Origin of the sequence: Pedococcus bigeumensis (assembly GCF_039531795.1) — a bacterium.
GTDB classification, from domain to species: Bacteria; Actinomycetota; Actinomycetes; order Actinomycetales; family Dermatophilaceae; genus Pedococcus; species Pedococcus bigeumensis.
The window spans coordinates 401835-413131 of sequence record NZ_BAAAQS010000001.1; the positions used below are offsets into that span (position 1 = coordinate 401835).

The following is an 11297-nucleotide window of genomic DNA, read 5'->3' on the forward strand; positions in this document are numbered from 1 at the left end:
TCGTGCCGATCGACCTCCACACCCACTCCACCGCGAGCGACGGCACCGAGCCCTCCGACGTCGTCGTGGCCCAGGCGGCACGGGCCGGTCTGGACGTCGTGGCCCTCACCGACCACGACACGTATGCCGGGTGGCCGGCCGCCACAGCCGCCGCGACGGAGCTCGGGGTGGACCTGGTGCGGGGGGTGGAGGTGTCGTGCTCGGAGCGGGGGATCAGCGTCCACCTGCTCGCCTACCTGGTCGACCCCGAGGCCAGCGGGCTGCTGCACGAGCTGGACCGGGCCCGCGACTCGAGGGTGACCCGGATCGACCGGATGGTGGAGCTGATGGCCGCCGACGGCATACCCGTGACGGTCGAGGAGGTGCGGGCGCAGGCGGGTCCGGGCACCACCATGGGCCGCCCCCACATCGCCGACGCCCTCGTCGCGAGCGGCTTCGTGCGGACCCGCGACGAGGCCTTCACCGACGTCCTGCGCAACGGCAGCCGCTACTACGTCTCCCACTACGCCCCCGACCCGGTGCGCGCCGTCGAGCTGGTGCGCGCGGCGGGCGGGGTGCCGGTCATGGCGCACCCGTTCGCGAACGGTCGCGGCTGGACCGTCGACGACTCGGTCATCGAGCGGATGGCCGACGCCGGCCTGGCCGGGCTCGAGGCCCACCACCGCGACCACACTCCTCAGGAGCGCACCCACGCGGTCGAGCTCGCGGCGCGGCTGGGGCTGTTCGTGACCGGGTCGAGCGACTACCACGGCGCGGGCAAGGAGAACCGGCTCGGCGAGAACACCACCACCCCGCGGGTGCTCGCGCAGATCGAGGAACAGGCAACCAGCGGAATCGACGTGGTCAGGGCGGCACGCGCGTGAACGACATCATCAACCTGCAGACGTTCGGCTCGGTCTTCGTGACCCTCCTGGTGATCATGGACCCGCCCGGCGCCCTGCCGATCTTCCTCGCGCTGACGTCGTCGCTGACCCAGAAGCAGAAGGTCGCGGCGGCCCGTCGGGCGTCCCTCGTGGCGCTGGGCGTCATCGTGCTCTTCGCCGTCTTCGGGCAGCAGATCCTCACCTACCTGCACATCTCCCTGCCGGCCCTCCAGGGTGCGGGTGGGCTGCTGCTGCTCCTCGTGGCGCTCCAGCTGCTGACGGGGTCGGAACAGGAGCAGCACGCCGACGCCGGGGTCAACGTCGCTCTCGTGCCGCTGGGCACCCCGCTGCTGGCCGGTCCGGGTGCCATCGTCGCGACCATGCTCCAGGTCAAGCGCGCCGACGCGGTCGGCGACTACCTCGCCGTCGCCGCCGGTCTGGTCGCCACGATGTTCGTCGTCTGGCTGTTCTTCCGCTTCGCCAGCCAGGTGCACCGCGTCCTCAAGGACAGCGGCACGGTGCTCGTCACGCGGATCGCCGGTCTCCTGCTCTCGGCGATCGCCGTGCAGATGGTCGCCGACAGCATCCGGGCCTTTGTCACCGGCACCGCCTAGCGTGGGCGCCATGGCCACCGGTGCGACGGGCGAGGGTGCGGCCGGCCCCGGCGTCCAGCAGGAGTTCTCGGGTATGCCGCGTCGCCTGTTCCGCGCCAGCCCGAGCAAGCTGCTGGCGTGGGTCGACTGCCCGCGCCGCTACCGCATGCAGTACCTCGACCGGCCGGCGCCGGCGTCCCGCCCGCAGCGGGCCCACACCTCGGTCGGGGTGGCCGTGCACAACGCCCTGCGCGACTGGTGGGACCTGCCGGTGGAGCAGCGTTCACCGGCAGCCGGTGCCGAGCTGGTGCGCACGTCGTGGATCGACGTGGGCTTCCGCGACGCGGACCAGTCGCACCAGTGGCGCGAGCGCGCCCAGGGCCAGGTCGTCGCCTACCTCGACGACGTCGACCCCGCGCACCAGCCGCTGGGCATCGAGCGCACCGTCTCGCTGAAGACGGAGGTCTTCACGCTGCAGGGCCGGATCGACCGGCTCGACGACCGAGCCGGCGAGCTGGCCGTGGTCGACTACAAGATGAGCCGGTGGCGGCCGACCGACGACGATGCGCGGACGTCGCTCCCCCTGGCCCTCTACGCCGCGGCCGTGTGGAAGATGTTCCGGCGCAAGTGCGTCCGGGTCGAGCTCCACCACCTCCCGAGCGGGTCGGTCGCCGGCCACGAGCACACCGGTGAGTCGCTCAAGCGCAAGATCGACGAGGCCGAGTCGATCGCTCGCGAGGCCCGCAGGGCGGAGGAGGACTACGCGGAGGTCGGCGTCGACTCGAGCCGCTTCCCGGCCAAGGTCGGCCCGATCTGCCAGTGGTGCGACTTCCGCGCCCACTGCCCGGCGGGACAGTCGTTCGGGCCGGAGAAGTCCGACTGGGCCGCCCTCGAGCAACCGGCTCCCGCGGGGGCCGCGGGCCTGACGAGCACTGGCTGAGCGTCCGCGCTCACCATTCCCAGCGGACCCCGACCACTCCCGGCCCGACGTGGTGCAGCACGTGCTGCACGCTCGTCGACCCGTGGAGGTTGACGGGGGTGGACAGGGTCCGGCCGCCGAGCGTGCTGTAGGTGACGACCCGGGAGGGCAGCCGAGCGGGGGAGAAGCGCACCCAGATCATCAGCTCGACGACCTCGCGCACCAGGAGGTACTCGATGCTGTGCCTGGAGCCGAGGTCACGGGGGAGGAGGACCCGGTGCTCGGCCGCGGCGGTCTCGCCGAGCCGGAGCGCGCGGTCGAGCACGAGCTCGGCTGCGAAGACCCCCACCTCGGGGCGCGACACCTGCCGACCGATGGTGCACCCGCTCACCGGGGCGAACTCGGCGCGCTCCCCGCTCGGCACGTCGATGGTGAGCAGGGCGGGCAGGCGCCGGGCGCCCGGTCGCACCGCCCGCACCACGTTGCGGATCGTCCGGACGCGTTCGACGCCCTGCTCGTCCACGTCGAGGGTGTCGTGGATGGTCACGTCGACCAGGTCCGGCGTGGCGCCGAAGGCCAGGTCGGCCAGGGCCAGCTCGGCGTCGGGGTGGTCGATGGGCAGGCCCACCGCGACGACCGCCGGCTGCGGCACGAACGGCCGACGACGGGGTCCGATCCGGTCCAGCAGGTGCCCGTGGGGCAGCTGGAGGAGCTCCTCGAGGTGCAGCACGGCGCGCAGTGACGACCCACGTTGCGGCTGGCTGCGACCGGACTGCCAGTAGCTGAGGGTGGCGATGCTGACGGGGGTCCCGCGCTCGGCCAGCCTGCGGCGCAGGGACTCCAGGCTCCGACCACTGGCGGCGATGGCCGTGCGCAGGGTGTCGGAGAAGCCATCCGGGTTGCCGGGGCGCGACCTGTCGCGGGTGGCGCCGCTGGCGGCGTCCCCTGCTGTCATGCTGCCACCCCCTGCGCCGGGCGCTGCCTGCCGATGTGTCGGCCCGTGCGACCACCCGGGCACCGAAGCTCTTGAAGCCTCAACGATACAGACGCAGGAGCGGGATTCCCGGAGAACGGTAGGTTTCGCTCCGGGTGGGGTCGACCGGGGACGGCGAACCCACCTGACAGACTTGGCCCACCGGCATACGCATCTCTCGGGCAAGCACAGAAGAAGGGCGGCCACTGGTGGCCAGGACACGCACGAAGCCGGCCACGATCGTCTCGGTGGCCAACCAGAAGGGTGGCGTCGCCAAGACGACGTCCGTCGCCTCGCTGGGCGCGGCGTTCGCCGAGCAAGGCAAGCGCGTGCTCCTGGTGGACCTCGACGCCCAGGCCTGCCTGACCTTCAGCCTCGGCGTGGACCCCGACGCGGTGGGCAGCTCGATCAACGAGGTGCTGCTCGGCCGCGCATCCATCACCGAGGTGCGGGTCGCGTGCGACGACGGGGTCGACCTGGTCCCGAGCGTGATCGACCTCGCCGGCGCCGAGGCGCAGCTGCTGCCGCGCCCCGGCCGGGAGTACGTCCTGCGCACGGCGCTGGAGGAGGTGCGGGACGAGTACGACGTGATCCTGCTCGACTGCTCACCGAGCCTGGGCGTGCTGACCCTCAACGCCCTCACCGCGAGCCAGGCACTCATCATCCCCATGCCGTGCGAGATGCTCAGCCACCGCGGTGTCGGCCAGCTGCTCGACACGGTGGTGGATGTCCAGCGGATCCTCAACAAGGACCTCGTGGTGTGGGGGATCCTGCCCACCCTCTTCGACGGCCGCAGCAACCACGCTCGGGAGGTCCTCGCCGACGTGGGCGAGCGCTACGACCTCCCCGTGCTGGACCCGCCGATCCCCAAGACGGTCCGCTTCGCGGAGGCGCCCGCGGTCGGGCGCTCGATCCTGGCGACGTCGCGCACGTCCAAGGGCGCGAAGGCCTACCGGGACGTGGCGGCGGGGCTCGCGAAGAAGCTGTGAGCATGCGGACGAGAGCCGGCCACCCGGGCTGACGATCGGCAGCGGTGCGGAATAGCAGGACCGGGCAGGGACTTGTCCCCAGACGGTGACTGAACCCAACCCCTGAGGAGACTCATGTCCCGCACAGCTGCACTGTCCACCGCCTCCGCAGGCGCCCCGCTCACAGCGACCACCATCGAGCGCCGCGACCTGCGTGACGACGACATCACCATCGACATCGCCTACGCCGGCATCTGCCACAGCGACATCCACCAGGTCCGTGAGGAGTGGGGGAGTGCGATCTTCCCCATGGTCCCCGGCCACGAGATCGCCGGGATCGTCTCGTCCGTCGGCGACGGCGTGACCCGCTACCAGGTCGGCGACCGCGTCGGCGTCGGCTGCATGGTCGACTCCTGCGGTGAGTGCGAGTTCTGCAAGGACGGCCAGGAGCAGTTCTGCGTCAGGGGTGCCGTGATGACCTACAACGGCAAGGGCTACGACGGCGAGGAGACCATGGGTGGCTACAGCCAGCAGGTCGTCGTCAGCGAGCGGTTCGCCGTCCGCATCCCCGACGCCCTCGAGCTCGACGTCGCGGCTCCGCTGCTCTGCGCCGGCATCACCACCTTCAACCCGCTCAAGCGCTGGGGCGCCGGTCCCGGCACCAAGGTCGCCGTCGTGGGCCTGGGTGGCCTCGGGCACCTCGGGGTGAAGTTCGCCGCCGCCCTCGGGGCCGAGGTCACGGTGCTCAGCCAGTCGACCGCCAAGCAGGCCGACAGCACGCGGTTCGGCGCCGTCGACCACCGCGCCACCAAGGACGAGGCGACGTTCGAGGACCTGCGCGGCCAGTTCGACCTGATCCTCAACACGGTCAGCGCGAACCTGCCGTTCGACGACTACCTCGCGCTGCTCAAGCCCAACGGCGCGATGGTCAACGTGGGTGCGCCGAGCGAGCCCAGCTCGTTCCAGGCCTTCTCGCTGATCGGCGGGAGCAAGGTGCTCGCCGGCTCGAACATCGGTGGCATCCCGCAGACGCAGGAGATGCTCGACTTCGCGGCGGAGCACGGCATCGCGGCCGAGATCGAGACGATCAGCGCCGACCAGGTCAACGAGGCCTACGACCGGGTCGTGGCCTCCGACGTGCGCTACCGCTTCGTCATCGACACCGCCACCATCGGGGCCTGAGGCACCCGGCCGACCACCGGCCGCACCCCACCCCAGACGCAGGTATGCCGCGTGGCCCAGCCACGCGGCATACCTGTTCGTGGTGGGTGGGCCGGGTCAGGCCTGGGTGCTGGTCTCCCCGGTCGCGCCGGTCGCGCCGCCACGGGTGCGGCGACGGTTGCGGTTGCGACGCGGCTTGGCGGCGTCTGTCTCGCTCGGGCCTGCGGGGGCGGCGTCGCCGCGACGTTCGCCACCGCGACCCTCACGACCACCGTCGCGACCACCACGGGGGGCGCTGTCGCGTCCGGCGCCGTCGCGTCCACCGCGACCACCGGCAGCCGGGCGACGACCGCTGGACTTGCCGGTCTCGCCGAGGTCCTCGAGCACCTCGGCGCCAAGGCCGGCGAGCTTCTGCGCGGCCTTCGGCAGGCGGCCCTTGGCGGTGCGCGGGATGTCGAGCTGCTCGTAGAAGTGCTCGGAGGAGGAGTAGGTCTCCTCGGGCTCGGGGATGCCGAGGTCGAGGGTCTTGTTGATCATGCCCCAGCGCGGCAGGTCGTCCCAGTCGACGAACGTGACCGCGATGCCGGTGTTCCCCGCGCGAGCGGTGCGGCCGATGCGGTGCAGGTAGGTCTTCTCGTCCTCGGGACACTGGTAGTTGATGACGTGGGTGACGTTGTCCACGTCGATGCCGCGGGCTGCGACGTCGGTGGCGACGAGGATGTCGACCTTGCCGTTGCGGAAGGCGCGGAGGGCCTGCTCGCGGGCGCCCTGCCCGAGGTCTCCGTGGATCGGGGCCGCGGCGAAGCCACGGTCGATCAGGTCGTCGGCGACCTTGGCGGCAGTGCGCTTGGTGCGGCTGAAGATGATGGTCAGGCCACGGCCCTCGGCCTGGAGCATGCGGGCCAGCATCTCGACCTTGTCCATCGCGTGGGCGCGGTAGACGAACTGCTCGACGGCCTTGACGGTGTGGGCGTTCTCCTGGTCGTCACCCATCGCGCGGATGTGCGTCGGCTGGCTCATGTAGCGGCGGGCCAGGGCCACGACGGCGCCCGGCATGGTGGCCGAGAAGAGCATCGTCTGACGCGCCGGAGAGGTCAGCGCGAGCAGCTTCTCGACGTCGGGGAGGAAGCCGAGGTCGAGCATCTCGTCGGCCTCGTCGAGCACGACGGACTTGCAGTGCGAGAGGTCGAGGTGACCCTGCTTGGCCAGGTCGATGAGCCGCCCGGGCGTACCGACGACGATCTCGACGCCGTTGCGCAGCGCCTCGATCTGCGGCTCGTAGGCGCGGCCACCGTAGACGGTGAGCACGCGGATGCCGCGGCGCTTGCCGGCCCGCTCGAGGTCGCTGGCGACCTGCACCGCGAGCTCACGCGTCGGGGCGACTGCGAGCGCCTGGGGCTTGCCGGCGTGGGGGAAGGTGTCCCAGCCCTCGTCACCACGCGCGATCGTGCGGTTGAGCATGGGGACGCCGAAGCCGAGCGTCTTGCCGGTGCCCGTCTTGGCCTGGCCGATGATGTCGTGGCCGCCGAGGGCGACCGGCAGGGTCATCGCCTGGATGGGGAAGGGGTTGAGGATCCCCGCGTCAGCCAGGGACGCGACGATGTCGGGGTGGACGTCGAAGTCCGCGAACGTGACGTCCGCGGGCACAGCCGCGTCCGTGGTGGTCTCTGTCATGAAGTTCTCTCGATCGGGGGCACACCCAGAGGGGGCGCGCTCGCACAGCGGGCCGATCGGAGGTCTTCGTCAAGCTCGTGAGCGGGGTCGCGGAGCGGGTCCGCGGCTGATTCGTGCCGACCGGGCACCTTTGACCTGCGCAGTCTAGCCCGAGCGGCCCGCCATCCCCGCATCGACGACCGGGGCGCCGGGCGCCGTTAGGGTGACGGGCATGACCACGGACGACTGGCTGGCCGACCCGCAGTACCGCGACGCGGTCGCAGACCTGCTCGGGGTGCTGGCCTACGGCGAGCTCACCGCGTTCACCCGGTTGGCGGGGGACAGCGAGCTCTCACCCACCCAGCCGCTCAAGGCTGCCGTGGCGGCCCTGGCCGTCGCGGAGTTCCGGCACTACGAGATCCTCGTGGCGCGGCTCAACGAGATGGGCATCGACCCCGAGCAGGCGATGGCCCCGTTCATCGCGCCGATCGACGCCTTCCACGAGCGGACCAAGCCGAGCAGCTGGCTCGAGGGGCTGGTCAAGGCCTACGTCGGCGACGGGATCGCGACCGACTTCTACCGCGAGATCGCGGCCTACGTCGACCCCTCGACCCAGGCGCTGGTGCACTCCGCGATGGAGGACGTCGGCCAGGCCGAGTTCGTCGTCAAGGTCGTGCGGGAGGCCATCAAGGCCGACCCGAAGATCGCGGGGCGGCTGGCCCTCTGGGGCCGCCGGCTCGTGGGCGAGGCGCTCTCGCAGGCGCAGCAGGTGGCCGTCGAACGCGACGCCCTGGCCTCCCTGCTCGTGGGTGGTGTCGGCGGACCGGACCGGCCGAGCGCCGACCTGGCCGAGCTCGGGCGGATGTTCGCACGGCTGACCGACGAGCACACCCGGCGGATGGGTCGTCTCGGCCTCGCCGCCTGAGCACCGCGGAAGGGCCCCGTCCTCGTGGACGGGGCCCTTCCGTGTGAGGCGGTGGTGGTCAGACCGTGGTGTTCCTTCGGCCGGTGACCGCGCCATAGATCGCAATGAGCACGACCGCGACGATGATGCTGATGATCCATCGGATCCAGTCGATGCCCTTGGTCGCTTCGACGCCGAGCGCCGCCGCGAGGTAGTAACCGATGATGACGCCGACGATGCCGAGGAGGATCGTGATGATGATCCCGCCGGCCTGCTTACCGGGCATGACGAGCTTGGCGAGGGCGCCGATGATGGCTCCCGCGATGATGACGCCAATGATCTCCATGTGCTGCCTCACTTTCGTGTGAGCGAGCGGCTGACCGTTCGCGTTGCGTCCCTACCCCACCACGGACCACGTCAAACCGCACCTATGGCCCCGGCGTGTCGCGTCACAGTGCGGATACGATCCTCGCCGCGTTTGCGCAGGTCAGCGCGTTGTCTAGAGATCGTGGCCGGTGGCCCGGCAGTCAGACGCCGAAACCGACGCCGCGCTTCTCCGACTCGCCGATCTGGACGTAGCCCAGGACCGCCGCGGGAACCAGCAGCTGGCGACCCTTGTCGTCGGTCAGCGTGAGGACGGTGCCGTTCTCGAGCGATGCGCTCACGGCTGCGGCGACCTCTGCCGCGCCCTGGTTCGACTCGAAGACGACCTCGCGGGCGACGTTCTGGACACCGATGCGGACCTCCACGGTGGTTCCTCTCTTCTGCAGTAGCCCGGGTGGGATGACCCGGGTGCTCTTGGTGTGGACGCGCGGCGACCCTGGGCGGGGCGGTCACGGTCCACGGCGGTCACGCGGCATACCTGCGCGTGCGGATCTGTCGACAAGGCTAACCAGCGCTGCGTCAGGAACCTTCCCCGCCCACCTTGGGGAACGAGCCCAGCCCCCGCCAGGCCAGCGCGCCCATCAGGAGGGCGGCCTCGTCCTTGGGGACGTCGGACCCCTGGGCGAGCCAGTGCCGCGCGCTGACCTGGGCCAGCCCGGTGAGTGCCATGCCCAGCAGGGAGGCGTCCTCGTCGGTCAGCCCGGTGTCCTCGGCGATGACCTCGGCCACGGCTTCGGCGCACACCAGGCCGACCGCGTCGAGGCGGTTGCGCACGGCGGACTCGTTGGTGAGGTCGGACTCGAAGATGAGTCGGAACGCCGCACCGTCGCGCGACACGAAGTCGAAGTACGCGGCGATGGTCGCGTAGACGCGCTCCTTGTTGTCGTGGGTGGACGCGAGCGCCTCGCGGACCAGCTGCTCGAGCGCCTCGCTGTGCTTGTCGAGCAGCGCCAGGTAGAGCTCGAGCTTGCCGGGGAAGTGCTGGTAGAGCACCGGCTTGGAGACGCCGGCCCGGTCGGCGATGTCGTCCATCGCGGCGGCGTGGTAGCCGGACTCCACGAAGGCGGCCTGGGCGGCCTCGAGGAGCTGCGCGCGGCGGGCCGAACGCGGGAGGCGCTGGCCGCGGGCGTTGTCGGTGCCTGGAACTGCTCGGATCGACATGGTGGCCTTCTGTTCGATGGTGCGGCGTTCGGCGTGGTGCAGCCTGACGGCGCTGTCGAGGACATCGTACGGGTGGGTAACCTGCATCACATGGCGATCCCACCGCTGGTCGCGCCCGGACCGGAGCTCAGCACCGAGCAGAAGGCCCGGTACGCCCGCCACATCCTGCTGCCCGAGATCGGCGTCGAGGGCCAGCGCCGCCTGGCCAACGCGCGGGTCCTCGTGGTCGGTGCAGGGGGCCTCGGGTCCCCGGCGCTGATGTACCTCGCGGCGGCCGGCGTCGGCACGATCGGGGTGGTCGACGACGACGTGGTCGACGCCTCGAACCTCCAGCGCCAGGTCGTCCACGGCGTGGCGGACGTCGGGCGTCCCAAGACGGAGTCGGCCGCCGAGACCGTCGCGGCGATCAACCCGCTGGTCACCGTCGTGCGGCACGACCTGCGGCTCACCGCCGACAACGCCCTGGGGATCCTCGCGGACTACGACGTCGTCCTCGACGGCGCCGACAACTTCCCGACCCGCTACCTCGTCAACGACGCCTGCGTCTTCCTGGGGCTGCCGCACGTCTGGGGTTCGATCTACCGGTTCGACGGCCAGGTGTCGGTGTGGTTCGCCGGCCACGGTCCCTGCTACCGCTGCGTCTTCCCCGACCCGCCGCCGCCCGACGCCGTGCCGTCCTGCGCGACCGGCGGGGTGCTCGGTGTCCTGTGCGCCGCGATCGGCTCCGTCCAGGTGGCCGAAGCCCTGAAGCTCGTGGTGGGGAAAGGCGATCCGCTGGTCGGCCGCCTCCTCGTGCACGATGCCCTGCGCCAGACCTGGGACACGCTCACCGTGCGCGCCGACCCCGACTGCCCCGTGTGCGGGGAGTCCCCGACCGTCACCTCGCTCGTGGACTACGAGCAGTTCTGCGGTATGCCGGGCGCCTCCGACGTGCGCGCGGAGCAGGAGGGCGCGGGGCCAGGCTTCGCCGACGTCTCGGCGACCGAGCTCGCGCAGATGCTGGCCGAGCGGCAGCGCGGTGACCGGACGTTCGAGCTGGTCGACGTGCGTGAGCCGGGGGAGCGCGCCGTCGTGTCCATCCCCGGGTCGCGGGCGCTGCACCTCGACCGGTTCCGTGACGGGACCGCCGTCGGCGAGCTGCCCGCGGACACCCCGGTGGTGCTGCTGTGCAAGTCCGGGGTCCGGTCTGCGGAGGCCGCGGGGCTCCTGGCCGCGGCCGGCCGCACCGACGTCGCGAACCTCGCGGGCGGCGTGCTGGCCTGGGTGCACGACGTCGACCCGAGCCTCCCGGTCTACTGATGCCTCGGGTGGGTGCGGCCGGCGAGGTGGTACGGCGATGGTGACGCAGGCGGGGCGGGTGAGCGGCGCCCCGAGCGAGTTCGCGGACGACGTGCTCGAGGTCGTCGACACCATCCCCGAGGGCATGGTGATGACGTACGGCGACATCGCCGAGCTGCTCGGGCGCGGCGGGGCCCGCGGCGTCGGCACCGTCATGGCTCGCTACGGCTCGGACGTGCCCTGGTGGCGGGTCATCCGCTCCGGCGGCTACTTCCCGCAGGGGCTCGAGGACGAGGCACTCGCGCACTACCGCGAGGAGGGCACGCCACTGGTGCGCGGTCAGGTCGACGGGCGCCGGGTGGACCTCACCCGGGCCCGCTGGCTGGAGGCGCAGGCACCTGTGCCGCCGACCGGGTGAACGACGGGCGAGAAGGTCGTCG

Annotated in this window: 13 protein-coding genes; 8 read left to right on the forward strand and 5 right to left on the reverse strand. The window is 71.6% G+C overall.

What is annotated here, in order from left to right; all coding sequences use genetic code 11:
• Positions 1-2 precede the first annotated feature (2 nt).
• The 3 genes from ABD262_RS02005 to ABD262_RS02015 are packed head-to-tail and all read left to right on the forward strand — an operon-like array spanning position 3 to position 2396.
• The gene (locus ABD262_RS02005; protein WP_344130348.1) at positions 3-863 is read left to right on the forward strand and encodes a PHP domain-containing protein; all 861 of its coding nucleotides are present in this window, start codon (positions 3-5) and stop codon (positions 861-863) included.
• Entirely contained in the window at positions 860-1477 is a 618-nt protein-coding gene (locus ABD262_RS02010; protein WP_344130351.1) for a MarC family protein, read from the forward strand. The genes ABD262_RS02005 and ABD262_RS02010 overlap by 4 nt, the downstream gene beginning before the upstream one ends.
• Before the next feature lie 10 nt (positions 1478-1487).
• Positions 1488-2396: a RecB family exonuclease gene (locus tag ABD262_RS02015; RefSeq protein ID WP_344130354.1), complete on the forward strand. Its 909-nt coding sequence runs from the start codon at positions 1488-1490 to the stop codon at positions 2394-2396.
• 10 nt (positions 2397-2406) lie between these two features.
• Here the strand turns inward: ABD262_RS02015 and ABD262_RS02020 are convergent, their stop codons facing one another.
• Complete coding sequence (locus ABD262_RS02020) at positions 2407-3330, reverse strand: hypothetical protein (RefSeq protein WP_344130357.1); 924 nt, start codon at positions 3328-3330, stop codon at positions 2407-2409.
• A gap of 227 nt (positions 3331-3557) precedes the next feature.
• Here ABD262_RS02020 and ABD262_RS02025 point away from each other — a divergent pair, with 227 nt between their 5' ends.
• The gene (locus tag ABD262_RS02025) at positions 3558-4337 is read left to right on the forward strand and encodes a ParA family protein (RefSeq protein ID WP_344130361.1); all 780 of its coding nucleotides are present in this window, start codon (positions 3558-3560) and stop codon (positions 4335-4337) included.
• 114 nt (positions 4338-4451) lie between these two features.
• Entirely contained in the window at positions 4452-5498 is a 1047-nt protein-coding gene (locus tag ABD262_RS02030) for an NAD(P)-dependent alcohol dehydrogenase (protein WP_344130364.1), read from the forward strand.
• Positions 5499-5594: 96 nt separating this feature from the next.
• Here the strand turns inward: ABD262_RS02030 and ABD262_RS02035 are convergent, their stop codons facing one another.
• A complete protein-coding gene (locus ABD262_RS02035; RefSeq protein WP_344130367.1) occupies positions 5595-7151 on the reverse strand; it encodes a DEAD/DEAH box helicase in 1557 nt (518 codons plus the stop codon).
• A gap of 211 nt (positions 7152-7362) precedes the next feature.
• On the opposite strand from ABD262_RS02035, the gene ABD262_RS02040 reads away from it, so the two are divergent.
• Positions 7363-8055 (forward strand): ferritin-like fold-containing protein, encoded by a 693-nt coding sequence (locus ABD262_RS02040; protein ID WP_344130370.1) that lies wholly within the window; start codon positions 7363-7365, stop codon positions 8053-8055.
• Between the two features lie 58 nt (positions 8056-8113).
• Here the strand turns inward: ABD262_RS02040 and ABD262_RS02045 are convergent, their stop codons facing one another.
• From ABD262_RS02045 to ABD262_RS02055, 3 genes are all read right to left on the reverse strand, one after another.
• The gene (locus tag ABD262_RS02045; protein WP_344130373.1) at positions 8114-8380 is read right to left on the reverse strand and encodes a GlsB/YeaQ/YmgE family stress response membrane protein; all 267 of its coding nucleotides are present in this window, start codon (positions 8378-8380) and stop codon (positions 8114-8116) included.
• Between the two features lie 181 nt (positions 8381-8561).
• Positions 8562-8783, reverse strand: coding sequence for a DUF3107 domain-containing protein (locus ABD262_RS02050; RefSeq protein WP_344130376.1), 222 nt, complete (start codon positions 8781-8783; stop codon positions 8562-8564).
• 154 nt (positions 8784-8937) lie between these two features.
• Entirely contained in the window at positions 8938-9579 is a 642-nt protein-coding gene (locus ABD262_RS02055) for a TetR/AcrR family transcriptional regulator (protein WP_425564824.1), read from the reverse strand.
• A gap of 90 nt (positions 9580-9669) precedes the next feature.
• On the opposite strand from ABD262_RS02055, the gene moeB reads away from it, so the two are divergent.
• Together moeB and ABD262_RS02065 are read left to right on the forward strand one after the other, a co-directional pair.
• Positions 9670-10878: a molybdopterin-synthase adenylyltransferase MoeB gene (moeB, locus tag ABD262_RS02060; protein WP_344130382.1), complete on the forward strand. Its 1209-nt coding sequence runs from the start codon at positions 9670-9672 to the stop codon at positions 10876-10878.
• A 58-nt stretch (positions 10879-10936) separates the two neighbouring features.
• On the forward strand, positions 10937-11275 hold the full coding sequence (locus ABD262_RS02065) for an MGMT family protein (protein WP_344130385.1): 339 nt from the start codon (positions 10937-10939) through the stop codon (positions 11273-11275).
• Positions 11276-11297: the final 22 nt, after the last annotated feature.

Excerpts from the sequence above, each read along its gene's own strand:
- ABD262_RS02020 (WP_344130357.1), bottom strand. The coding sequence starts at position 3,330 with ATGACAGCAGGGGACGCCGCCAGCGGCGCCACCCGCGACAGGTCGCGC.
- ABD262_RS02055 (WP_425564824.1), bottom strand. The coding sequence starts at position 9,579 with ATGTCGATCCGAGCAGTTCCAGGCACCGACAACGCCCGCGGCCAGCGC.
- ABD262_RS02030 (WP_344130364.1), top strand. The coding sequence starts at position 4,452 with ATGTCCCGCACAGCTGCACTGTCCACCGCCTCCGCAGGCGCCCCGCTC.
- ABD262_RS02040 (WP_344130370.1), top strand. The coding sequence starts at position 7,363 with ATGACCACGGACGACTGGCTGGCCGACCCGCAGTACCGCGACGCGGTC.
- ABD262_RS02035 (WP_344130367.1), bottom strand. The coding sequence starts at position 7,151 with ATGACAGAGACCACCACGGACGCGGCTGTGCCCGCGGACGTCACGTTC.
- moeB (WP_344130382.1), top strand. The coding sequence starts at position 9,670 with ATGGCGATCCCACCGCTGGTCGCGCCCGGACCGGAGCTCAGCACCGAG.
- ABD262_RS02015 (WP_344130354.1), top strand. The coding sequence starts at position 1,488 with ATGGCCACCGGTGCGACGGGCGAGGGTGCGGCCGGCCCCGGCGTCCAG.
- ABD262_RS02045 (WP_344130373.1), bottom strand. The coding sequence starts at position 8,380 with ATGGAGATCATTGGCGTCATCATCGCGGGAGCCATCATCGGCGCCCTC.